Source organism: Pilosibacter sp. NGB245 (assembly GCF_057397225.1).
This window is the reverse complement of the sequence record NZ_CM171584.1, coordinates 1,642,326-1,666,345: the sequence shown is the minus strand read 5'-3', so window position 1 is coordinate 1,666,345 and position 24,020 is coordinate 1,642,326. Positions and strand designations below refer to the sequence as shown.

General features: G+C 49.2%; 15 protein-coding genes and 1 pseudogene. 3 read left to right on the top strand and 13 right to left on the bottom strand.

Translation table 11 applies throughout. The features are described 5' to 3' along the window. Positions 1 to 79: 79 nt before the first annotated feature. From asnA to ACXMYH_RS07480, 4 genes and pseudogenes are all read right to left on the bottom strand, one after another. Complete coding sequence (gene asnA, locus ACXMYH_RS07495) at positions 80 to 1,084, bottom strand: aspartate--ammonia ligase (protein WP_118533574.1); 1,005 nt, start codon at positions 1,082 to 1,084, stop codon at positions 80 to 82. 207 nt (positions 1,085 to 1,291) lie between these two features. Further along, positions 1,292 to 6,481, bottom strand: coding sequence for a carboxypeptidase regulatory-like domain-containing protein (locus ACXMYH_RS07490; protein WP_486555856.1), 5,190 nt, complete (start codon positions 6,479 to 6,481; stop codon positions 1,292 to 1,294). A gap of 459 nt (positions 6,482 to 6,940) precedes the next feature. Continuing rightward, positions 6,941 to 7,174, bottom strand: a pseudogene (locus tag ACXMYH_RS07485) (hypothetical protein); the annotation flags it as partial. A gap of 212 nt (positions 7,175 to 7,386) precedes the next feature. Next, positions 7,387 to 7,509, bottom strand: a complete 123-nt coding sequence (locus ACXMYH_RS07480) for a hypothetical protein (protein ID WP_486555802.1) — start codon at positions 7,507 to 7,509, stop codon at positions 7,387 to 7,389. 251 nt (positions 7,510 to 7,760) lie between these two features. Here ACXMYH_RS07480 and ACXMYH_RS07475 point away from each other — a divergent pair, with 251 nt between their 5' ends. Both ACXMYH_RS07475 and ACXMYH_RS07470 read left to right on the top strand, forming a co-directional pair. Then, complete coding sequence (locus tag ACXMYH_RS07475) at positions 7,761 to 8,507, top strand: LytR/AlgR family response regulator transcription factor (protein WP_486555801.1); 747 nt, start codon at positions 7,761 to 7,763, stop codon at positions 8,505 to 8,507. Next, the gene (locus tag ACXMYH_RS07470; RefSeq protein ID WP_486555800.1) at positions 8,488 to 9,780 is read left to right on the top strand and encodes a GHKL domain-containing protein; all 1,293 of its coding nucleotides are present in this window, start codon (positions 8,488 to 8,490) and stop codon (positions 9,778 to 9,780) included. Before ACXMYH_RS07475 ends, ACXMYH_RS07470 begins: the two co-directional genes overlap by 20 nt. 14 nt (positions 9,781 to 9,794) lie before the next feature. Here ACXMYH_RS07470 and ACXMYH_RS07465 read toward each other — a convergent pair whose 3' ends face one another. The 4 genes from ACXMYH_RS07465 to ACXMYH_RS07450 form a co-directional block, all read right to left on the bottom strand. Next, the gene (locus ACXMYH_RS07465) at positions 9,795 to 10,793 is read right to left on the bottom strand and encodes a hypothetical protein (RefSeq protein WP_215702792.1); all 999 of its coding nucleotides are present in this window, start codon (positions 10,791 to 10,793) and stop codon (positions 9,795 to 9,797) included. 152 nt (positions 10,794 to 10,945) lie between these two features. Then, positions 10,946 to 12,985: a hypothetical protein gene (locus ACXMYH_RS07460; protein WP_486555799.1), complete on the bottom strand. Its 2,040-nt coding sequence runs from the start codon at positions 12,983 to 12,985 to the stop codon at positions 10,946 to 10,948. Continuing rightward, a complete protein-coding gene (locus ACXMYH_RS07455) occupies positions 12,969 to 15,287 on the bottom strand; it encodes an efflux RND transporter permease subunit (RefSeq protein ID WP_118531630.1) in 2,319 nt (772 codons plus the stop codon). Before ACXMYH_RS07455 ends, ACXMYH_RS07460 begins: the two co-directional genes overlap by 17 nt. 81 nt (positions 15,288 to 15,368) lie before the next feature. Then, on the bottom strand, positions 15,369 to 16,121 hold the full coding sequence (locus tag ACXMYH_RS07450) for a hypothetical protein (protein WP_147352730.1): 753 nt from the start codon (positions 16,119 to 16,121) through the stop codon (positions 15,369 to 15,371). A gap of 210 nt (positions 16,122 to 16,331) precedes the next feature. Here ACXMYH_RS07450 and ACXMYH_RS07445 point away from each other — a divergent pair, with 210 nt between their 5' ends. Continuing rightward, positions 16,332 to 16,931, top strand: a complete 600-nt coding sequence (locus tag ACXMYH_RS07445; protein ID WP_486555798.1) for a TetR/AcrR family transcriptional regulator — start codon at positions 16,332 to 16,334, stop codon at positions 16,929 to 16,931. 67 nt (positions 16,932 to 16,998) lie between these two features. Here the strand turns inward: ACXMYH_RS07445 and ACXMYH_RS07440 are convergent, their stop codons facing one another. From ACXMYH_RS07440 to ACXMYH_RS07420, 5 genes are all read right to left on the bottom strand, one after another. Beyond that, positions 16,999 to 18,540, bottom strand: coding sequence for an alanine/glycine:cation symporter family protein (locus ACXMYH_RS07440; protein WP_486555797.1), 1,542 nt, complete (start codon positions 18,538 to 18,540; stop codon positions 16,999 to 17,001). A 237-nt stretch (positions 18,541 to 18,777) separates the two neighbouring features. Next, positions 18,778 to 20,487 carry a S8 family peptidase gene (locus ACXMYH_RS07435; RefSeq protein ID WP_486555796.1) on the bottom strand — a complete coding sequence of 570 codons (1,710 nt, stop codon included), beginning with the start codon at positions 20,485 to 20,487 and terminating at the stop codon, positions 18,778 to 18,780. A 155-nt stretch (positions 20,488 to 20,642) separates the two neighbouring features. After that, entirely contained in the window at positions 20,643 to 21,596 is a 954-nt protein-coding gene (locus ACXMYH_RS07430) for an AEC family transporter (protein ID WP_486555795.1), read from the bottom strand. Between the two features lie 185 nt (positions 21,597 to 21,781). Then, a complete protein-coding gene (locus tag ACXMYH_RS07425) occupies positions 21,782 to 22,495 on the bottom strand; it encodes a hypothetical protein (protein ID WP_486555794.1) in 714 nt (237 codons plus the stop codon). A gap of 244 nt (positions 22,496 to 22,739) precedes the next feature. After that, positions 22,740 to 24,020 carry an adenylosuccinate synthase gene (locus ACXMYH_RS07420; RefSeq protein WP_486555793.1) on the bottom strand — a complete coding sequence of 427 codons (1,281 nt, stop codon included), beginning with the start codon at positions 24,018 to 24,020 and terminating at the stop codon, positions 22,740 to 22,742.

The following is a 24,020-nucleotide window of genomic DNA, read 5'->3' as shown; positions in this document are numbered from 1 at the left end:
GAATATTTAATACCGGTCAGGCTTGCGCCGCCGGGTCGTTCTCATAATAAGTCTGTGCAGATCCGCATCCGCCTGCTGCTTACAGCAGCGGAATTCCCGCCTTCTTCGCCTCCTCACGGACCTCATCCGGCCACAAGGAAGACTGGATCTCACCGATATGGGCTTTTCTTAAGAAGAACATACAGATACGGGACTGTCCGATACCTCCGCCGATGGTGTATGGAAGCTCTCCGTTTAACAATGCCTTCTGGAATGCAAGCTTCTCGCGCTCCTCACAGCCTGCCGCCTTTAACTGCTCGTGCAGGGAGATCTCGTCCACGCGGATACCCATGGAGCTTAACTCAAGGGCAATGTCGAGAACCGGATAGTAGACGATAATATCGCCGTTTAATTTCCAGTCATCATAGTCCGGAGCACGTCCATCGTGGGGCTCTCCGGATTTTAACTTTCCGCCGATCTGCTCGATAAACACAGCGCCGTGAAGCTTCACGATCTCATACTCTCTCTGCTTCGGGGTGAGATCCGGGTAGAGGTCCTCAAGCTCCTGGGATGTGATAAACTCGATGTGCTCCGGGAGAACACGGCCGATATAGTCGTACTCGTATGCCATATAGTCCTCTGTGATCTTTAATGCCTTATATACGGCACGGACAGTCTCTTCCAGTGTCTCGCGTGTTCTCTCCTCCTTCGTGATCACCTTTTCCCAGTCCCACTGGTCCACATAGATGGAGTGGATGTTGTCGGTGTCCTCATCGCGGCGGATGGCGTTCATATCGGTGTATAAACCTTCACCCGGCTGGAAGCCGTACTGTTTCAACGCGTAACGTTTCCATTTTGCCAGGGAGTGGACAATCTCTGCCTTTCTTCCGCCTTCCTTGATATCGAAGGCAACCGGGCGCTCCACACCGTTCAAGTTATCATTTAATCCGGATTCCGGCGTTACAAATAACGGAGCGGAAACTCGGGTCAGATTTAACTGTTTTGTAAGTTCCTTCTGGAAGAAATCCTTCACGACCTTGATGGCGATCTGGGTCTCTTTTAAGTCAATATCCGGAGTATAACCGGCTGGTACAATAAAATTCATTGTCGTGCTCACCTTTCTATGCAGCATTCAATTTCCTGTCTTTTCGCCGCTGTAAAATGCCTAAACAGCGGCATCTTTCCTTCGCGCTTTATGCTGCCGGTATCCATCATATCATTATTTGGCGGAAAATGGAAGAAAAAAGTGCCCCTGGGACATCTCCCTGGGACACTTTTCTTATTTCATCTGTTGAAAAAGCTCACGAAATGTTTAATTTTCCTTCCAGACTCCATTCTCATCCACGAAATATCCATCCGGTGTCTTTTCGTTCATGTAGAGGGAGCCATAAGGTCTTCTGGTGTTTTCCGTATCATAGACCCACATTCTGGACGCTTCATCATAAAACCATGTCTGCGTCTCCGCGAATGGATTCAGATACATATAGCCCCATCCAGGGATCTGCCGCCATCCGGTCAGCATCTCCCCCGTCGTAAGATCCAGATAGTACCATCTGCCGTCCTGCGGATCCTGATACCAGCCAGTAAGCATTCCGCGCTTTTCATCCACGTAATACCATTTTCCTGCTGCCGCATCCCAGATCCATCCGTTCTTCAGATAGCCATCGGCACCGAATGCCCACCATGCGCCGCCAATCCGTCTCCATGCCACCTGTTCGCTCTGCGTACCGGATACCAAATCTGTCACATGGGAACCCGATACATATCTGCCGCCCGGAAGTTCATACCACCATCCATTCTGATCCTTTTTCCAGGTTCCGTCAGAATGAGTTCTGTTTGTTGCTGCCGGTTCTCCGGAATCATCGGAATCATCAGAGTCATCTGAATATCCACCAGAACCCGTTCCAGGTCTCGACGGGGTCGGATCATCCGGTGTTGGGTTATCCGGGTCTGGTTTATCCGGATTCGGCTTGTCCGGATTCGGCTTATCTGGATTCGGCTTGTCTGGATTTGGCTTATCCGGATCAACCGGCTCAGATGCCGTCTTCGTCCGCGCATCCAGTACTCCGCTCACTTCTGATGCCTCTGTATTCCGTCCTTCCTTCACTCTCACATAGAAATGATAGTCCGTGTCCGGAAGTAATCCCGCAAACACTGCAGAATCCTGCCATTCCCCGTCTCCAAGGCGATATTCAAAGCCGCATAACTCTGGAATCTGAGTTTCATCCGTAAATGTTGTCGGCGGATTTAAAGTGATCGTATTGGCTCCAATCCCTGCAGCTGTCGGAGTATCCGGTGTTTTCATTGCTGCTTTTTTGATCGTAAGTGTCAGAGTGATCGGGGCACACTCATAATCCGTATTATCGTCGCTGATCTTTACCGTGCATTTGTAGGTTCCTGCGTCTGTCGGTGCCACTTTGCTGTTATAATCGGTTCCGTTAATACCGCTGTATATCACTTCATACTGATTCCGCAGATCCTCAGAGATATCGTACTCTCCCCATGATGCCCGAACGTCCTCATCAATTCGGTGCAGATTTCCATCATAGGTAAATTCTTTGTCTGTCCCCTCGATTTTGGCTTTTTTCTTCGCCCCAAAGATCACATTCGTCACAATGTCACATGCGGGCATCGTGAGAGATGCAGTCCAGCTTCCATCCGCCTGCTGTTTAAATCTCGGCGGGAACAGGACAACGTTTAAACCACCTTCGTAGGTAAATACCGCATTTTCCGTCGGATTGTCTTTCAGCCACTGAACGCCAGCTGGTGTCAACGTCGCTGTGATCGTTTCGCCAGCTTTGGCTGTTGGTTTATCCAAAGTATAGTAGCTGCTGTTTCCTGATTTCTGTACAATGTTATATGACGCGTTCTTATCATCCTTCACCTTAATATTTACGGAGATCATTCCAGGTCCGTCAAGATATACGTACAGGGTTGGATAATCTGTTGAATGATCCACATAGTACGTTCCATTTTGTGTGAGAGAAGCTTTATCAGATACTCTCTTCGGATCGATCGGGGCTCCCTTATATCTGGATATTCCCTTGATAACAAAATCATCAAACAGTTTACCATTGATGATATTTGTAATTTTAAGAGATCCGACCTTATCACTGTTTCCCCAGCTTGTAGTCGTGTAGGTCGCTGTCGTTCCCCATGTACTCCAGTCCTGTCCGACAAACCAGGTGTACTGATAATATGTAATATCTGTTGCGTATTTTACTTCAATTTTGACATCACCGCACGGCATCGTGAAATGTCCGATAAACGGATCTATGCTGCACAACTTTGCTTCAAATGTTTTTCCATCTTTATCTGTTACCGTTATTTTGTTTACTACATCTTTCTCAGCAAGGTCCTTAAATTTCAGATATATCTCAGAACCAGCCTTGGCTTGGAATGTGATCAGGGAATCTGTTGTTCCTTTGCCTTCTGCCACCGGAGACGCATTCGATGCACCTTCTGCGTCCTCTCTGCTCCAATATACTCCGATCTCGGCATTTGGAGAGTTTTTAGTATCCTCACGGGCAATGCTGACCGTGTACTTACGATTATCTACAGTGATCTCGCAGTCCGCCTGTTTGCTTTCGTCAAACTGGCTGACTGCAGTAACTTTGTAGGTATCAGCCGCTGCATCTTTGTGGACGGCCACCGTTCCATCATCTGTCACATGAACGGCTGCCGGATCACTGCTGACCCATTTTACATCTCTTGATGCGCCATTCTTACTGTGAACCCTCGCTGTAAGCTTCAGACTTCCCCTCGGATAGAGAGTCACCTGCTGCTGATCCAGACTGACACTGATAACCGCCGGATCCATGTCCAGAGAGAGGGTTGGAATCATGGATTCTTTCTGTTCTTTTAATACAGGGAACAGGTAACCACTCTCTGCAGACGGCATGGTCCACACGTCTCTAAAGTCCCAGCCAAGAGTATCCTGATAGAACTCCTCTGATTTCAGGCAAGTCTCCGATACATCTGCTCCGTATGGCTGATCCTTACCAACATTTTCTGGCTTTGGTGTCAGAATGTTTCCGGATTTATCACTCGCTGTCGTTCCCACAAATCCATAGTTTCCAGAAAGTGTTCCGCCCTTGCTGATTCTGTTTACGGATGTCATTTCAGGGAAAATGCTGACGCTATTTTGGATTGTTCCCATTTCAGCAAGACCACTTGTGTCACCTGCAACAATTCCCGTCGGAAGGCTTTCCCCTGCCGCATAGCTGTTCCTGATGACTGCGCCATTTCCTGCTCCAGCAAATCCTCCTATATGTTCTCCTGTTCGAATATCAGGAATCGCATAGCAGTTCTCAATCGTTACAATTCCGGTTCCTCCCGCCAGTCCAACAAATCCACCCACGAATGAATCACTTCCGGCGTTCTGTATTCTGGCATTCGCATAGGAAGAACGGATCGTTACATTTGATCCATCTGTGACATACCCGATAAGACCGCCTGCATCCGTTTTATATTTTTCTCCTGCTACAATTACACCACTCACAAAGCAATTCTCAATCGAGAGCTTTCCACCATGTACTTTTCCTACCAGAATTCCGATATCCGGGGAAGCCTTGTCACGAGTATATGTGATTTTTGCGTTTTCAATATTCAGGTTCCTGATGCTTATATTATCCTTCATCAATATTTGGAATAAACCTGTATAAATTAAATTTCCACTGACAATATTAAGTCCCTTAATGGAATGACCGCAACCGTCAAATTCTGACACTTTTTCTATTGCCTTGAAAGGATAACCACCAAGGTTTATATCGCACATCAATTTTGCTTTTCCAAGGTCTTTATCTTGGAAAAAGGCAAGCTCAGCACCTGTACTGATCAGATAATAGCCCTCTGTATCTTGATTAGGTTTTTTCGTTTTAGTTCCATCCCATACATCATCTTCCCACATTGCTGTGAACGTGACATTTCCTCTCGGCATTGTATATTCTGAGTCTTTTTGATACAGTGTTCCATCCCCGGCACTCCATCCGGTAAAGTTCTTTCCGTATACGGTAAATGAATTCTCGGGAAGCTTGATGACAGTTCCTTCCGTCACATTTTCCTGTGTCGGAACTGTTCCTGTGAATGTCTCATTGCCAGCTTCAAATGTCACCTTAAATTTAGGCAGGATTTTGAGATCTACTTCTAATTCCAGCGTTTCAGAAGCCCCGTCAGTTTTGTTTAAAGTCAGAATGATCCTTCCCTGAATCTTACCATCCGTTCCTGGATCATCGCCATCTGTCGCTCTCTCAAGTGTAAAACCATGCTCAGATGACCATGCAGCTTTAATTCTCTCGTTCGTACATACATTTGTAACTGTTTTAAGAACTACACCCTCAGTTGTCTCGTTGGTCACAGCCAGCTCTTTCAGTGCATTTTCTGCTGCCAGCTTCACATCCTGAAGGCTCTGCTCAGTAAAAGTATATATTTCGCTTTCTGTCTCCAGACTTTCTTCATAAGTCTCATTTCCAAGCGCTTTTATCTTAAATGTATAGTCTCCCGTTTCCTTGATTTCAGAGGTAAAGTCATAGCTCGTCTGAGACTGCTCGGAAACAGTCTGTAAAATTTTCAAAGCTCCATCTTTATACAGCTGTACCTGATATCCCGATGCGTTTTCCACTGCATCCCATACTGCTTTTCCTTTTACCGTATCATCCCACTTTGCATTTGCCGGCTTTGGAAGCTGAACCTTCCCGATTGTTTTCTTCAGCGTGATTTCACCGACCAGACTGTTTTTGTAAAAAAGGTATGCCGTTTTCTTATTTGCAGATCCAAAATCCAGAGATTTTGCAAAGCTGATGTTCACATTTCTTGCATTCAGTGTGTCAGGTGTCTCTGATGTTTCAATTTCTGTAATGATCACGCCAGAATAATCCTTTAATTCCTTCTCTTCCGAAGACACTGCAAGATCCGATACCTCTAACGCATCTGTACCAGTATAGGAAATTTCAATCGTATCCGATGCTATCGTTGATGCTGCATCGGTTGTTTTAAATTCTGTGCTGACAGTCTTGTCGGATCCAAGTGTAACGGGATTTGCCTGCATCACAATTGTCATCTCCTCTGATGACGGAATCCCAATATTCTCGTTGGTCACTGTCAGATATCCCGCTTTTTTCACGATAATCGTATAAGTGCCATCCGGAACTTCAATCGTAAATGTTCCATCCGACGCACTGTTCGTAGTGATCTCTGTTCCATTTTCATTTTGAAATATAATCGTCGCTTCCGAAATTCCAGTTTCATCTGCAGATTTCACAGTTCCACTAACTGTATTTGTTTTTGCCAGATAGATTGGCGGCTCTCCGCTTGTGAGCTCTTTTGCCGGGTCGATCCCAGATGTCTTTAATACCGGAAGAGATCCATCCTCAACTGTCCAGCTTTCAGCACTCAACTCAATCGTATCTTCCCAGAATTCCTTTGTCAGACAGATGTCCTTCGAAACAACTCTAGTAAGTCCTACTGTGTTGAATTTACCAGTCCCTTTTGCTCCTCCCGACATGTTATCATATGCATAATTGCCTGTCCCATTAACAATGCCATATGAATTACCAAATATCTTTCCTACATAGTAACTAGATTCTAAATTTGTTATAACTTTTTCCTGCAATGCAACGCATTGAGAAATGTTAACGCCTATACTATGTCCTCCTACCAGGCCTCCACAGCCTTCCCCACAGATCGTACTTACTGTTCCGAGTGCTATGCAGTTCTTAATATTCAACTGGTTGTAAGCGCTGACACTTCCAACCAGTCCGCCCGCTAAGGGGACATTATTCTTCTTTGCATCTTCATATGTATTCGCTACATTTAAATTAACAAAACAATTCTCTATACATGTTATTCCCTGGCACTGTCCAACAATACCTCCCACCGGTTTGCAGGCACTTATTTCAACATTTCCACTTACTGCGCAATTCGTTATCCTTGCGTTATCCTGCGTATATCTTGCAATTGCACCGGTCTCTTTTTCCCCATTGTCTATTTCGACCTGCACTTTAAGATTTTTTACCGTTCCGGTCACAACATAGAATAACGGCTGTTTTAGTCCACTGATTTCATATCCACGTCCATCAAACGTTTTGCTTAAGTTTGATGCACTCCACTCACCAGCTTCACTTAAATCAATATTTTCTCCTAATGCAAAATATCCCTGTAGATTACCGTATTTATTATATTTCGTTCCCTGTGTCATCACCTTGACCCAGTCCCCAGAACTATAAATTACATAGGGATCATTTTCTTCTCCAGATCCTGTAATAGTAGTTTCCGCATCAAAAGAGCGCAATCTGTTCCTCTTTTTTGCTGCTTCCATCTCTGTCTTCGCATCCGCATTGGAATCAGAATTCTTCTTATGTTCACTGTTCGAATCCGACGCCGTAAGCGTCTCTGTATCTTCAGTGTTTACTATACCCCCCCCCTGGGTACTTCATTTCCATATGCTGCTCCGCCAAACGGCACTGCGGTCACCATCATTACCGCTGCCATAATCGACGCTGCGATCCGCCTTATCTCCTGACGTTTTCTCATATGCCTGTCCTCCCTTTATCGATATTTTCTTACCATTGCACAGATTGATCCGGCTTTTCTTAAATTTTCTCCCCTTCTCGTTTTATCGTCAAGATTTCCTGCACAAGATGTCATTTTTCGACACAAGATGTAAAAGATTGATATTTATTTAACCATAAAAGGCTTACCATGATTTTTTACATTCTTCCACACTTTTCCCCAAAAACATGGTAAAATAACTTTAGCTTATTACATCGGAGGTGCGGCAGAATATGAACATTGCGATCATTGATGATTTAAAAACAGATTCCGACCGGCTTGTCGGATTGATCAATACATATATGGAACAGCATCGGCTCCAGTGCCGGACCATGGATCTTTTTTCCAGTGGGGAGGCCTTCTTAGACACTTTTACAGCCGGAAAATATCACCTTATTTTTCTCGACATCTACATGGACGGGATCACCGGAATGGAGACTGCAAAACGGATCCGGCAGACGGATCATGACTGCAGGATCATCTTTATCACCACCTCTCCGGAGTTTGCCGTGGAAAGCTACAATGTGAACGCGTCCTTTTATCTCCTGAAGCCGATCGGGAAGGACGGTGTTTTTTCTGCCCTCGACCGGTGCGGACTTCAGGCTGCGGAACAGTCCAGATCCGTGGAGGTTGCAACTGCCTGCGGAAGGACACAGCTTCTGGTCCATGAAATCTCTTACACCGAATATGTAAGACGACAGGTCCTTGTGCATTTTAAAGATGGGCAGGAACTGGCAGTCTCCATGAGTCAGAAAGACTTCTCCGCACTCCTGCTCCAGTACCCATGGTTTTCTGACTGCATCAAGGGGATCCTCGTAAACTTTGAAGATGTGGAAAAGCTCCTGGAAGATCGTTTTCTTCTAAAGAGCGGAGTCCAGATCCCGATCAGCCGTTTAAAATATAAGGAAGTCCGGGAACAGTTTCTCGAATATTCCTATTCCATAGTCCGGGGAGGTCACTATGACAGAACTTCTTTTTAATGAATTTTGCAGCACCTACCCGTTCCATATGTTCGCGTACCTGCCCCTTCATGCGTACCTTCGCTGCTCCGGAAAAAGAGCGATCCTGATCTCCGTTGTGGCGGAGACGGTTTATCTGGCGATCTTCGCGATACTGGTCTATCTGGGGTTTCCCGCCGTATATGTACAGTATCTGGCGATCCCCATTTTTGGAGCCTTCCTCTACTATCTGGTTCAGACGAATATCGGCATCATCACATTCCAGTACACCTTTGTTCTGGACTACCTGATGGTGATCCGCGCCTGCTCCTTTTTTATCTGCAAAAAGTTTTTTAACTGCGGATTCTACACCTGGCAGTCCGGCATTATCACACTGATCCTCGTACTCCTCACTGCCTGTTTTATGGTGAAGCGGCTGATCGAGATCATGGACAGTCTTTCTGCGATTCAGGCTCCTGCGATCTGGAGAACCGCCTGGCTCCTGCCGTTTTCCACAACCATGATCATTGTTCTCCTGACCGGCAATATCCGGGACGGAAGCTTCAATCAGGCGCATCTTATCGCGAGGATCCTTCTTCTGGTCTGCATGTTCCTCACCAGCCACACACAGATCCTGCTGCTCCAGTTCTTTAAGGATCAGGCAGAAGCCGCCGCAAAATCCGAAACGATGGAAAAGCTTCTAAAGATCCAGTCGGACCAGTACAATCTTCTCACCGCCAGAATTCAGGATAACCGCCGGGCAAGGCACGATTTCCGGCAGCATCTGACCGTCATCAGGGATTGTGCCGACCGTGGGGATCTTGCTTCCCTGAAGGATTATCTGAACGACTATGAGAAGATGTTCAAGCCTCAGGATATCCGCTCCTACTGTAAAAATTATGCCATCAACGCGATCCTCTCCTTCTACGCGGAACAGGCAGAAAAAAACGGGATCACCATGCAGGTCTCTATCCAGATGGATGACCCGCCGGTGATCCCGGAAACGGAATTTTGTGTTCTGATCGGAAATCTGCTGGAGAATGCGGTGGATGCGTGTGCAGGCATCGATGCGGAAATCCAGCCTTTCATCCGGCTCCATGTGGTCCAGACCGGCTCCTCCATGCTTTCCATCACCGCCGACAATACAAGCTCCGGAAGCCCGAACTGGTCCGGGGATAAGCTTCTCTCCACCAAGCACTCAGGATACGGGATCGGAACAGAATCCATCCGCATGATCGCAGAGCGGTATCATGGGGATGCGCGCTTTACGTGGAAAGACGGTATTTTCTATGCGTCGATCATGTTAAATCCATAAAAAACTGTTTCACATTACATTCCCGGCACATACACGCCGCTTTCATTCACGTAAAGCCCGTCCGGCGTCCTTTCGCTCCTGTACATCGCTCCGCTTGACGGATCCAGATAATAGGACTTATTATACAGGGTGATCCAGCCGGTCGCCATATATCCGTCCTCCTGGAAATAATACCACTTTCCGTTGATATACAGCCACTTCGCCGCCGGCCACGTCCCGTCACCGTAGTCCCACCACCATCTTCCGTCCGCACTCTGCTTCCAGGAACCGGAGGCATACGATCCGATCTCCCCGGAACGCACCCAGGCACTCTTCGTATTGTTCGAAGCCTTCACCGCACGGACCTCAAAACTGTAGGAGCCCGTCGTTCCCATCAGTCTCGAAAAATCATAAGCCGTCCCATAGATCGTAAACTCATCCCCTGTGAGACTTCCATCCTTCAAAAGCCGGAGCTGGTAATACTTCGCCCCGCTGACCGCCTGCCATGTTCCCGTCCCGTACGCATTCGGGGACCAGGCAGCACCTGCCGGTGACTTGATGGTGCTCGTCGTTGAAGAGGTCGTCTTCTTATCGAGCGTCAGACGAAATGTCAGCTCCAGCGTGCTCCTGTCATCCCTCTTCACCGCCTTCACATACTCCGCCTTCCCATAACCCGATTTCGCAGAATCCGAAAGCGTGAGCCGGAAATCCTTCGACGCCGTCCCGGAAAAATAACAAGAATCCTCATCCGCGACCGATAACGTCACCGTGACCTTCGGAGGATTGGACTCCGTATAGCCGTTTCCGTCGTTGTTTTCGATATAGATGGAATCCACATAGTAACGGTCCGTATTATCGCCGTACGGCGTCACTGTGACGTCCTCAGAGTCATCCTTTAAGCCCACCGTACCGTCGATCGTCAGATAGATCTTCCCAACCGCCGTCTTATCCGCAGCAAAAGCCGGAACTACTGCCGCAGCAGCAAAGACCGCCGCAAGAAAAAAAACGATGGCTTTCTTTCCGAATCTCTTCATATCCTTTTTCTTCTCCTTCCCGGAAATTTTTCTCCCATATGTCAATATGTGCAGAAAAACGGTTCCGGAGTACGGGGTCTCCCCTGCTCCGGCACAGGGCAAAATAAATTTGCCGCACGTCCTCCTGCACAGATCTGTCACATATCCTTTATTTACCTGTTCTTAAAAATCTCAACGATCGCCTTCCACATCTGGACAAGCATGTTCCACATTCTCTGAAGCGGATTGACTGCTGCCTTCTCTGTCTCTGCATCGAGAAGCTCTGCATCATCATCCACGCTGATCTCCTCCGTGCGCATGATGATCTGCAGGGTATTCGGCTCCGCATTCTCATCGGAAGTAAAGGAAACCTTCTCCGCACTCGGATCCATATTTAAGAAGTTGGTGTCATCCTCAAGATCACTCCACTCATTGTCCATCGTATCCTTCATGGTGCGTCCGGCTTTTCTCATGGAGCTGGTGCTGTCGAGAACATTCAGGCTCTTGTTCAGGACATTCAGACTTCCCTTGATGGAATCCTTCGCCGCCGCATCAAGGCTGTCAGAGCTCGCACGGACCGTATTCTGTACAAGTGTCAGAGAGTTCGTGCTGTTATTCAGCGCATCCGTTGTACGGTTCACAAGCTCTTTGGAATCATCCAGCGCAGACTGAAGATCCGGATAATAGACGTCCAGGGAATCCTTCAGAGCCTTCGTATCCTCGATCAGATAATCCATCTGATCCGTCGTCTGCGCAAGATATCTCGCGACATTCGACACATCATCCAGCATATTCGATGTGTCGGAAACCAGCGCATTGCTGGAGGAAGCAACCTGGCGGAGCGCTTTCTCCTTCTGTTTTAAGATCCCGATCAGCTCCTGGGCATTCAGCAGACCGGCGTGACCGGCGGAAGTATCTGCTCCCGCAGCCGCCTCGGCAAGTGCCTGTTCATCCGCATCCCCTGCCTCAACATCGTAGTAATCCGCAATCGCATCCTCCATGGATGCCTGGGATGATGCAAGATTTTTGATAAAGTCCACGATACTCTTCTGGAGCTGTGTGTCCAGCTTTTTGATCTGCTGGACTGCTGATACCACGTCATCAACGCTCACAGACGCACTTCCGGAGCTGCTCTTTAAACCGCGAAGACTCGTATCAAGCTTCCGGAGCGGTTCCTGCATATTTCCGAGCGTATTGACAACATCCGTCAGACTGCTGTGGGCAACCTCGGAGGCATCCTTCGCCGTCTGGATATACGGGATGATCGTTCCGAGCTGCTCGGAAAGGGCATTTAAGGATGCAAGTGCCTGGTCATTGCTGTCCAGGATCTCATCTTTGGAACCGCTGATGATGCCTCTCGCATTCTCCGCCTCGTTTAATCCCTGTTTCAGCTCGTTGACGCCGCTTCTCATGCTCTCCAAAGAAGCTGCCAGCTGGTCCATGCTGTCATACAACTGGTCTCCGGCACCTTTCCAGGTGTCCTTCGCATCCTTTAAGTCCACGATATGCTCAAGGTCTTTCACGGTTCCCGGGACCATCGCCATGATGACGCCGGATGTCTCGAATTTGTCAGAGCCGATCCGGATTGTATAGTCGCCGTCCTCGCCCGGAAGCGCCGTATACATGATCGCGGTCTGGGAACCGAGACTCTGCGTCTGCGCGCCTTCCGCCTCGACACTGTAGCATTTGCTCATATCGACGAGCATCGCGACAACGAGCAGCATATTGTTCTTATCATAATCTCTCGCCGCATCGTTCGGTTTCGCGGTCACATGGACCTCCACGAGTCCGGAAGCTCCGGCGAGCTTCTCTGCATCCGTCGGGACTCCGTTTAATTTGTAGGAGACATCCATCGTCCACGGAAGTGTCACCGTGTCCTTGTCGATCGCTCCTTTATAGTAAAAATATCCCTTTGTGTCGGCCGGGAGATTCCAGGTAACTTTTCCGTCTCCGATCTCCGGGGCCGTATTGTTGGTCATATTTGTGACATCGAGATAATTTCCATAGTCCGTGAAGCTCGTGAGTCCGTTTAAGCTCACTCCTTTCACAACATTCACCTTATCTACAGAACCATAGTAATCCAGGTTCACGTACATCGATTCATCGACGCTCACAGACGCCTCCGCCGCATAGACCGGCGTGGAAACAAGGCTAGTGCAGAGCGTGACAGCTGCCATTCCCGCTGCCATGATCTTTCTATTTTTCTGTCTCATCACCGTTCTCCTCCATTCCTTCTCTATCTGTCATCTCCGGCTCCCTGCCTGCCGCCGCTTCGTTTTCATCGTCCTCGTAGGGATCCGCGCCTTCCTCTGTATCTTCTTCCGTCTCACCTTTTTTCGCGTTCCGTTTTTCTCTCCGGTTCTTCACCCGGCGGTGAAGACGTTTCGCAAGCGCCGCTGCCGGCTTCTCCCCGACGATAAAGTTGTCAAACAAGGTCAGGAGCAGCGGAAGCACTGTCAGTACCAATACAAGGCTGAACAGTCCGCCTCGTCCGATCAGGTGGCCAAGGTCGGCGATCGCCGTTGTGGACGAGATCATGTATACAATATATCCGGCCAGCGTGATGATGGAACCGGATGTAAAGATCGAGGAACAGGACGCCGCGATCGCTTCCACGCAGGCTTTTTTCTTCGAGAGCGTCTTTCTCTTCGCCAGATAGTTGTTTGCTAAGAGGATCGAGTAATCGACCGTCGCACCCAGCTGGATACTGCTGACGATGATGTAGCCCATGTACACCATCTCAACGCCCTGGAAATACGGCATCGCCATGTTGATGAAGATCGCCACCTCGATCGGGATGATGACGAGGATCGGCATGACTGCCGACTTGAAGCTCATCATAACGACGAGGAATACGCCCGCAAGGGACAGCACATTTACATTCTCATAGTCCTTGACGATGAAGGACTTGATATCCTGGGTCGACGGCGTCTCACCGACGAGATAGCTGCCATCCGGATAATATTTCTTTACGATCTCCTGGATCGCATCGGAATCCTTGAACGCCTCCGTACTCTCCGTCTTTGTTCTTGTGTAGATCAGCATCCGGCAGTAACCGCCTTTATGTAAGAGTTCCACCGTGGACTTCGGAAGGAACTCTTCCGGAATCCCCTCCGGCAGCGTGTCTGCCAGGGCCGTCACGCTCTTTACATAGGAGAGATCCTTGATCTCCTTCGCCATCGCCCGCTCATTGACCTCCGAAGTGTTCGGATACAGGGCGAGCAGCATGTTGCTTCGTCCGAAGATCTTCGTGATCTCCTGGTCATCCTCATAGACCTGGGTTCCTTCCGATGCACCCATGGAATCATTTCCGTAGAGGAAGTCGTTTAATCCCTGCGCTGTGTAGGCAAGCGGCGTCACAAGGACGATCACCGCGAACACGATCGGGCGGATCCGGTAGATCACCTTTCCAAGGCCGTGGAAATCCGGCATGAAGGAACGGTGTTTCGTCTTCTCATTGAGCTTCGCAAACTTCAGGATCATTGCAGGCATGAAGAATACGACGGTCAGAAGGCTGAACACGATACCTTTCGCAAGGACGAGACCTAAGTCAAAGCCGATCGAGAACTTCATCGTTACAAGGGCGAGGAAGCCGACGACTGTCGTCAGGCTGCTGGCGAAGATCGAGTTGATCGCCTCCTGAACGGCGTTGATGATCGCGTCCTCCTCATTCATTCCCTGTTTGCGGTAATTCATGAACGCATCGAGCAGGAAGATCGAGTAGTCCATGGACGTCGCCAGCTGCAATATGATCGAGACGTTTTCCGTCAGGAACGAGACCGTTCCGATAAAAATGTTCGTTCCTTTGTTTAAGAGGACCGCGACACCCATAACCAACAGGAATAATATCGGTTCCGTCCATGCCGTCGTCGTCACGGAAAGCACTGCAAAGATCATGACAACGGCCACCACGAGGATCTTGCTCATCTCGCTCTCCATGGACTCAGTCATGGATTTGTTCTGGACCGCCATTCCGACATAACAGCCTTTGTCGCCGAGAAGATTTTTCATCTCATTGATCGCGTTGGAAGTCCGGCTGGAATCGCTCTCCTCGACAAACGTGATATCGAAGACTGCGTTTCTGTCCTTATAGTAATCCTTGATGTCGCTCTCATTGATGAAATCTTCCCCGGCGTAGATGTTGACGGAACTGTCGCACCACAGCACCTGGTCCACGCCGTCGATCTCTGCGATCTCATCTTTATATTGCTTCGCCTCATATAGTGAGACATCCTTCACCATGACCCGCGCAGTTCCCGGATAACCGAACTTGTCACGCATGACGTCAAGTCCGATCGCCGATTCCGCTGTATCCGGAAGGTATTTTGTCAGGTCATAGTTTACATTGACGAAATTCATCGTCAAAAGTGATAAGAGACAGCCAATCACAAAGACTGTCTCGATCCACGCGCGTTTATGGATGATGAACGACGCAAGCATATAGGAAAAGCCGCCGCTCTGGCTCTTTTTCTTCTCCTTATGCCCGCGGAGCGCGTTCTTTAACTTCTCTCCCATGTCTTCTCTCCTTCAATTCTGAAATGCAGCCGGTCCTGCACCGCGGATCTGGCGCGGGACTGCCCGGTCATTTCTTTTTTCTTACCGCTCCAGAACTACCATATAGTAGTCTTTTCCGTCTCTGTTTTCATGGGCGATTCCCATTCTGCGGTAGTATTCCAGAGAATATTTTTTATCGTTCTTCCGGTCCGCCTTTTCCTGCATCCGGATCATGACAGAATCATACGGATCGTACGTCTCCTCCGGTCCCCAGAGGTACATCTCAAAAAATGTCGCACTCTTTCTCTCCGGAAGTACGTTCTTTATGTAATCGCTCACCGTTCCCTCGCCCGGGATCATATTTCTGCTCTTCGAATATCCCTTCTCCATTGCGAGAGAGAGCCGTTTCTCTGCGATTTCATTTAACGTCTGGTCCAGGACAAAGCTCGCCTGCCCATCGTAAAACTCTACATCCCCGTTGTCATAGTCGTCCTCGGCATCCGGATAAGCATCAAAAAACAGGTCGCTCTTCTCATCATTCATCTCATCAAAGAGTTCCTGTTCCTTCTGATCCAGCATATCAACAGGGTACGCTCCGCCCCGCGTGTTCGGATTTTTCCTCGCATAGGAGAAGATCCCGTCCTTTGTGAACGTGTAGCATGTATTTTCATCCTCGATAAAATCTGTGCTCCAGGCACCGTTTCCCATAAGGTAGTACCAATTTCCGGAAATCTGATTCCAACCCGGCTTCGCTCCGAGCGTCTCCGGAACTGCCGCATAGGCAGGGATCCCGGACATTCCGGTCATCACGCAGAGGATTGCTGCCATTCTTCGTACATCTTTCTTTCTGATCATCCGATCGCCTCCGCTTTTCCTCTCCTGCTCCATCTGCCTTTCTTTCTCGCATACCCTGCAGCAGGATCTTTTTTATTTCATTCCTTTTACTTGCAATATTATCTATGTTTATGTTAAAATACTCAAGAACCAGTTTTCAAAAATTGTGCCAAATGAGACAATTTGAGTGTTTTTGTCCAATTTGGAATGGATAAAGGAGTTTTGTGCTTTATGTTAAAGCTGCCTATACAGGAAGAGCATGTCTCTGTCCGCAGAACCTACCTGCTTTTGATGAAAGCGCTTCTGGATCTGCTGGCGGAAATGCCGTTTGAAAAGATTTCCCTGACGGATATCTGCCGGGTATCCATGGTCTCCCGCTCTACCTTCTACCGGTATTTTGAGGATAAGTACGATCTGCTCCACTACTGCATCAAAATGTATATTGAAGGACTTCGTCCGGTGGAGGACCTTTTATATTTCAGGGACATGAACTCCCTGCGGATTTTTTTGACGTTCCTGCTCTCACAGGCGCAGGAAAACCTTGCCCAGTACCAGAAGATCTACCAGGTAAATAAAAACGGGTCCCTGATGTTCCTGATCCAGCATGATCTCGCTGAAATCCTGGCTGAGAGCGGATGGCACGGGGAAAGCAAAGGGTACCGCCTGAAGATCGCGATGCCGCTCTATGTTTCGTTTATGTCAAGTTTTTACCTTACAACGCTAAAATCCTACCTGGAGCTGGCCGATGACTACACGATCGCTGATTATGTGGAAAATGTGTGCCGGTTTGTCCAGAGGGATTTCTGGGAGGCAAAGGAAGACGAGACATGACAAAATGCCGCCTGTCACCGTTTTTTACCAGGTGAACAGACGGCATTCTTTCTATATTTTATATATTCTATTTTCTCTTCTCTGCGTGTTCATCCCACACTGGAACATCGATCCCCGCAACTTTCGAGGTAAACGCGGTTCCGTCATTCTTTTCAAAGTGTTCCCACGCCCGAAGCACATATTTGAATCCGATATACTGTAACGGAAGGTTGCAGTAAACCATGAGGATATTCGCAAAATCACTGAGATCCCAGAGGGCACTCAGATCCATGCCGGCAATATTTGTGATGACGCCGAAGGAAATGACAACAAGGCAGAGCACACGGATCGTATTGATAAATGCAGGCCGTGTCGAGATCCGGTTCGCGCACATCTCCGTGAAGGACATAAAGCCTACCAAGCAGGTGAACGCAAACAATCCGAAGCAGACGCTGACGAGCATCGTCACAAGATGGTAGATGGTTCCGGTTCCGGTGAGTGCGCCGCATGATGTCAGGAAACGGTCAAGTTTCCCGAGTTCAAACCATGCCGCACTGTCCTCCGTGAGCCACATTCTTCCCATGACAACGACAAAACCTGTCAGGGTGCAGATCACGATCGTGTCGAGGAATACGCCGAGTGCCTGGACACAGCCCTGATCACACGGATGGTTCGCATCTGCTGCCGCTGCCGGCATCGTGATGGTTCCCTGTCCTGCCTCATTTGACATCAAGCCGCGCTTGATGCCCTGGCTTAATGCGATGCCGAACGCTCCGCCAAAGACTGCTTCCGGACGGAATGCCTCGGAGAAGACTGCTCCGAAGAACCACGGGATCCTCGGGATGTTAAAGACGATGAGGAGGACAACCGTCAGGATATAGATTACTGCCATGACCGGAACTAACAGGTCTGTGACCTTTGTGACTTTTTTGATCCCGCCAAAGCTGATGATCGCCGTCGCAACAATGAGAACTGCGAAGGAGATCCAGTAAAGGGACGAATTCGTCTCAATCACGGTCCCGGTAAACACGCCCGCGATTGCGCCGACCGCAGAGATCGTGTTGAAGCCCTGTGCCGGGAAGCAGAGGAACGCGTAGATAATATAGAGGACACTGAGCGCCGCTCCTGCCCACGCTGCATTCTTCAAAAGTCTTCTTCCGTAGAATGGCAGGCCGCCCACATACTCATCATCTTTTCGCTCTTTAAAGATCTGGGAGAGCGTCGCCTCCACGAAAGCCGTCGACATTCCGAAGAACGCAGAGATCCACATCCAGAACAGAGCGCCCGGACCGCCCGTGGAGATCGCGCCGGTGACACCCAGGATGTTTCCGGGACCGACACGCATCGCCGTCGACAAGAGGAATGATGCGAGGGATGAGATTCCCGTTCCGCTGCTCTTCTGCCTCATCAGGACATGGAGTCCGTAGCGGAATTTCCGCACCTGGATAAAACGCAGACGGAATGTAAAATAAATTCCCGTTCCGACTAAAAGAATGATCGCCAGACTGAAATTCCCGAGGATCGGGATCTTCGCATACCAGTCAAAGTTTGTCGGAAAATCCCAGAACAGGTTTGAGACGATCTGGATCTTCCCGCATATGGCATTTACGGCCTGAAACAATGCTTCCATAGCTTTTTCCTCCTCATGATCTCTTATTTGTGTGAATGACCGGATCGAACGCCCCGGCATTTTCACACGCCGCAGTCGAATTCAGATTATCGTTCCACGTTGCAAAATTTGCGCATTGATTTTCGATATTCCGGACTCGTTTTTGTATATGTTTCTATAATATCTCTGATATTTGGTATTTTCAAGAAAAATTTGTCATATTTCAGAAATTTGCAAAGTTCATGTTCCTTCCACATTTCATTCCGGTATACTTTCAGAAACACACAGCGCCCCATACCCCAATCTCGGATTCGGATACTCCAGCTCGGACGGCAGCCGTTTCGCCCCTTTCCTCAGGTACGCTTTCACTTTCTCCCCATAAAGGTACGGGTCATTCCCTCTCACGATCCCCCACTCCATGAGAAGCGCCGCGGCTCCGGCGACGAGGGGCGCCGCAAAGGACGTTCCTGTGACCGCCTCATATCCGCCTCCGCTCTTCGGAGCCATGATCCCGACGCCCGGCGCTGCGAGATCCGGCTTCTGGGCATGGTAGATTCTGGTGTCCCCGCGGCCGGAAAACGGGGCATAGATCCCGGTCCGGCTGTCGTAGGCGCCGACAGTGAGCGGACGGAACGCCGTGGACGGGATCGTGAGCGTCGTCTCCGGAGACGGTTCGAGAAAAGCCGTATTCTGCCCGAGTGCGGCGGATGACGGAAGCCAGAGATCCACATATGTATCTTCCCGCCCCTTTCCGAGAAACCGGAAAATCCAGATTCCGCTCTCCACATACGCCTGCTCCGGAACGAACTCGATGTAGATCTCCTGGGCGGCATTAAACGGGGACGGCTCCCCGTAATAGATCAGAAGCTCCGTCTCCCCGATCCGGATCCGGTCCGTCCCACGTATCGGAAGCAGTTCGAACTCCGCGTCACCGGACGGATCTCTCAGAAAGATCCGCATCCCGTCCTCATAATTTTTCCAGATCTGTACTCCGAATCCCGTTTCATAATTGCCCACCGAAAGGCGGACTTCCGCGATCCTTCCGGGCACGATCACCGGTCTTGCGTGTCCTCCGGAATCCCCCTCGTTCCCCGCTCCGGTCACAAATACGAAGCGTCCCATCTGCGCCAGGGAATCGAGATACCTCTCCAGAAGTCCGCCGCCGTCATGCGACCCGTATGTATTTCCGAAGCTTAAGTTCACCGCCATCGGTCTCCCCAGCTCCAATGCCTTTCGCACAGCAAGATCCATCCCGCTTATCAGCTCTGCCGTCCTCGGAAATCCTGCCGGATCCGGGATTCCAAGACGGACAACAATCAGCTCGCTCTCATATGCGGCCCCGCGGTACAGCCCGCCGCTTGCTCTCCCGTTTCCGGCCGCGATCCCCGCCACCGCTGTCCCGTGACCACTCGTGTCAAACGATGGACTTCCGAAATTTCCTGGTGTTTTCTCCCCGCGGAGCAGCTCATCGATTTCCGCCTTTTCATATGTCTTCCCGGTGACCTGATCGTCCAGATACAAAATTCTCGTAGTTCCATCTTCATTCCGGAAATCCTCGTGAAACAGATCGATCCCGGAGTCGATCACCGCCACCAGAACGCCTCTTCCTGTGAGTCCCTCATTTCCGCTCTGTGACGGAAGAAAGCAGGAGGCCGCTCTCGCCCGGTTCAGGGCAAAGAACAGCCTCTTTGGTTTCTCCGCATATTCAATTTCCCGAAGTGCAATCACTCCCGGGACATCCCGCTCCGGGATCCGGAGGATCGCAAAATCATTTAAAAGATATGTCCCCGAAACAGTTGGGAATTTTTCTCTCAGCACAGACGCAAGATCCCCGTGGTATTTCACGATGATCTCCCAGGTCCGGTCCGCCCTGTCATATCCAATATTCAGCTCCTTTGTCCGCTCTCTCGTCTCCTCCGGAACGGAAAGTGCCAGATTTAAGAGATTTTCAGCCTTCTGATCTTCCATATCCGCCGTGCCGCATCTCCTCTGTCCCCTGCCTGTCTCACGCCGGCGAAACTTACACGCCGGATCCCACATCATCACGATCTGACGCAGATTCCAACGCAGACAGATTCATTCCGGATATTTTATGCAGTGACTGCGGATCCTGTTCCGAACCTCTATCCGAAGATTACAAACTTCTGCATCAGGTACATGAACACCGGGATCGTCACCATGCTGATCACGGTTGTCACAGTGATGACGGTACAGGCAAACTCATAGTCCCTGTCATACTCCCGCGCCATGATCCCCATCTGTGCCATCGCCGGCATCACGGTCAGCATGAAGAATACCTCTCTCATCTCCTGTGTCACCGGCAGGAGTCTGAGGAACACAACGGCGGTCGCCGGCACCATGATAAACCGCATAAGGACCGCCACAACGATATCTTTTCCGATCCTGATCGATGATGTTTCCATGTTCCGGATCACGCTTCCGATAAACACAAGTGCCAACGGGGATGTGACCCCGCTGATCATGGACAGCGGTTTCAGGATAAAATCAGGGACTTCGATCCTGAAAAAGACTGCTGCCATTCCAAGAAACATTCCTACGACCGTCGGGCAAAACAGATTTTTGATATTCTGCGCCCATCTCGCACTCTTGCCGTTTTTTTCTCCCCGCTGCAGCAGACTGATCCCCAGCGTCCAGAAGAGGACTGTGCTCGCGATATAATAGATCGCGCCGACGGAAGTAATCCCCTCTCCCCAGAGCGCCTGGATCACAGGAAATCCGATAAAAACGACATTCGGGAAACCCGCTGCCACGATAAAAGTATCCCGCCTGTCCTCCCTGATGCGGCACACCTTTGCCGTCACTGCCGCTAAACAGACGCACATTAAGATCAGCGCAAACACATACGGCACCTTTGTGATCAGGAACAGAAGGCGTTCCCGGCTTTCCAGGTCTCGATAGATATTATAAAACATATAGAACGGGAGCGTCGCCTCCACCGTAAATTTAGAAAGAAAATCCATTCCGTTTTTTCCGAACCATTTCTTTCCGGCGAAATAGAAGCCCATTCCGATCAATATCAACAGTGCAAAAATACTTTTTATCGATTGTAAGACCATTCCCATCCCCCTGAATCCATAAAAGAGTCTATAAAAAGACCCCCGGAGCCATCAGACCCGGGGGCATCGTGCAAATGACACGTTTGATCCTGTTACTGTGCAGTTGTAATATTCATGACAATGCTGTCAAGAGCACTTGCATTTTTGATCCTTCCGTTGGTATAGATCACAACCATATATCCATCCTATTTCCGGCAGTAGTAAGTGTTTGTTGTCTTCTTTCCGGTTACTGACGCTTTGTAATACTGCTGATTTGCGATCGTCACAGCAGCAGCCTGCGTTGCCTGGCCTTTCTGTGCTTTCTCAATACCGACAAGTGTATTTACAAATGTCTGTGCATCCATATCCGGTTTATTCTTCATATCGAGATAATAGATCTCAACATCACCGTTATCTGTGCTCATGCAGAGATCCTGTGTGCGGTACGGGTTTCCGATCGCATTATATTCGCTGCCGATATAGTCGTCACCGACATCTTCTTTTGTCTCCGTTGTTCCGATGATCTGCGGGATGCAGAGGTTCGACCAGGTATTGTAATATCTTCCTCCTGTGATATGTCCCTTCGGAGCAGTTGTTCTCGGCGCTACCCAGCTTCCATCGTCACCAAATGTATAATCAACGCCGTCAATGTTTCTTGTGGTGTTGGAGACCATAATGTGGGTTGCCGGATCGATATAGTACCATACTTCATTTCCGCGTCCGTCTCCCTCTTCGGATTTGATCCATCCGCTTGCGAGGTTTCCGTCCTTGTCATAATAACGCCAGTTGTTTTTTGCGTCACTCTCCCAGCCGTACTTTGTTTCTCCGGAAGCAGTCTCATCTGCAAATGCAGTCACCATATTTACACTGCCGATCGCTGCAGCGAGCGCTGCCATAAGCATAACTTTCTTTAATTTCATTTTCAATCCACTTCTTCATGGGTTTTTATCAACTAATGCCATTATACAGGGATTTTTTTGGGAACGCAAGCGCTAAGAACTGGAGGATGGCAGGATTTATGAAAAATTAAGAAAAAAGCGGCAAATTTTGTCATTTCTGACATAGATTTGCCGCTTTTTCCACTTGTTTGTATCTCTGATCCCTGCATCCGATATCCGTTCCCGGCAGCGATGTTCCGCTGCAGTTTCCGGTCATCGATCAGGATTACTTTCTCATGATGATCTCGTCTCTTCCCGGTCCGTTGGAAACCATGGTGATCGGCACTCCGATCTCTTCCTCGATCGTCTCGATATACTTCTTGCAGTTCTCCGGAAGATCCTCGTAGTTCTTGATTCCGCGGATCTCGCACTTCCAGCCCGGAAGAGTCTTGTATACCGGTTTTGCCTTCTCAAGCTCCGGAGTTGTCGGGAAGTCTTTTGTTACCTTTCCGTCGATCTCGTAGCCTACACAGATGTGAAGCTCGTCAAGATATCCTAAAACATCAAGAACCGTGAGGGCAACCTCTGTGGAACCCTGGATCTGAACGCCGTATCTTGTAGCAACAGCATCGAACCATCCCATTCTTCTAGGACGTCCTGTTGTCGCACCGAACTCACCGCCGTCGCCGCCGCGTCTTCTTAACTCGTCTGCCTCGTCTCCGAAGATCTCGCTGACGAATGCGCCTGCGCCGACTGCGCTGGAGTAAGCCTTAACGACTGTTGTGATGTTCTTGATCTCGTACGGCGGAATGCCTGCGCCGATCGCGCCGTATGCAGCCAATGTGGAGGAAGATGTAACCATCGGGTAGATACCGTGATCCGGATCCTTTAAGGAACCGAGCTGGCCCTCTAAAAGGACATTCTTTCCTGCCTTGATCGCATCGCGAAGGTATTTGGATGTGTCGCATACATACGGAGCGACCATCTCCTTGTACTCCATAAGTGTATTGAAGATTTCCTTCGGATCAAGGGCCGGCTGATGATATAAATGCTCTAACATCACATTTTTCAGTGTGCAGACGTTTTTGATCTTATCCATCAGTTCCTTCTCATCACCGAATAACTCGTTGACCTGGAAACCGATCTTTGCGTATTTATCAGAATAGAACGGAGCAATTCCGGACTTTGTGGAGCCGAAAGACTTACCTGCCAGACGCGCTTCCTCATAAGTATCAAATAAAATGTGGTACGGCATTAAGATCTGTGCTCTGTCGGATACGAGGATCTTCGGCATCGGAACTCCCTGGCTTGTCAGGTCGTTTAACTCATTTACAAGGAACGGGATGTTTAATGCCACACCGTTTCCGATGATGCTTGTCGTATGATTGTAGAAAACACCGGACGGAAGCAGGTGAAGGGCAAATTTTCCGTAATTGTTGATAATTGTGTGACCAGCGTTGCTGCCACCCTGGAAACGAACGATAATGTCGGATTCCTTTGCCAGCATATCTGTGATCTTGCCTTTTCCCTCGTCGCCCCAGTTGGCGCCTACGATTGCTCTAACCAT

What these genes read in the sequence shown, in the direction of transcription:
- ACXMYH_RS07450 (WP_147352730.1), bottom strand. Translation starts at nt 16,121, where the DNA reads ATGATCAGAAAGAAAGATGTACGAAGAATGGCAGCAATCCTCTGCGTG.
- ACXMYH_RS07460 (WP_486555799.1), bottom strand. Translation starts at nt 12,985, where the DNA reads ATGAGACAGAAAAATAGAAAGATCATGGCAGCGGGAATGGCAGCTGTC.
- ACXMYH_RS07440 (WP_486555797.1), bottom strand. Translation starts at nt 18,540, where the DNA reads ATGGAAGCATTGTTTCAGGCCGTAAATGCCATATGCGGGAAGATCCAG.
- asnA (WP_118533574.1), bottom strand. Translation starts at nt 1,084, where the DNA reads ATGAATTTTATTGTACCAGCCGGTTATACTCCGGATATTGACTTAAAA.
- ACXMYH_RS07435 (WP_486555796.1), bottom strand. Translation starts at nt 20,487, where the DNA reads ATGGAAGATCAGAAGGCTGAAAATCTCTTAAATCTGGCACTTTCCGTT.
- ACXMYH_RS07425 (WP_486555794.1), bottom strand. Translation starts at nt 22,495, where the DNA reads ATGAAATTAAAGAAAGTTATGCTTATGGCAGCGCTCGCTGCAGCGATC.
- ACXMYH_RS07475 (WP_486555801.1), top strand. Translation starts at nt 7,761, where the DNA reads ATGAACATTGCGATCATTGATGATTTAAAAACAGATTCCGACCGGCTT.
- ACXMYH_RS07480 (WP_486555802.1), bottom strand. Translation starts at nt 7,509, where the DNA reads ATGAGAAAACGTCAGGAGATAAGGCGGATCGCAGCGTCGATTATGGCA.
- ACXMYH_RS07420 (WP_486555793.1), bottom strand. Translation starts at nt 24,020, where the DNA reads ATGGTTAGAGCAATCGTAGGCGCCAACTGGGGCGACGAGGGAAAAGGC.
- ACXMYH_RS07445 (WP_486555798.1), top strand. Translation starts at nt 16,332, where the DNA reads ATGTTAAAGCTGCCTATACAGGAAGAGCATGTCTCTGTCCGCAGAACC.
- ACXMYH_RS07470 (WP_486555800.1), top strand. Translation starts at nt 8,488, where the DNA reads ATGACAGAACTTCTTTTTAATGAATTTTGCAGCACCTACCCGTTCCAT.
- ACXMYH_RS07430 (WP_486555795.1), bottom strand. Translation starts at nt 21,596, where the DNA reads ATGGTCTTACAATCGATAAAAAGTATTTTTGCACTGTTGATATTGATC.
- ACXMYH_RS07455 (WP_118531630.1), bottom strand. Translation starts at nt 15,287, where the DNA reads ATGGGAGAGAAGTTAAAGAACGCGCTCCGCGGGCATAAGGAGAAGAAA.
- ACXMYH_RS07465 (WP_215702792.1), bottom strand. Translation starts at nt 10,793, where the DNA reads ATGAAGAGATTCGGAAAGAAAGCCATCGTTTTTTTTCTTGCGGCGGTC.
- ACXMYH_RS07490 (WP_486555856.1), bottom strand. Translation starts at nt 6,481, where the DNA reads ATGTCGGGAGGAGCAAAAGGGACTGGTAAATTCAACACAGTAGGACTT.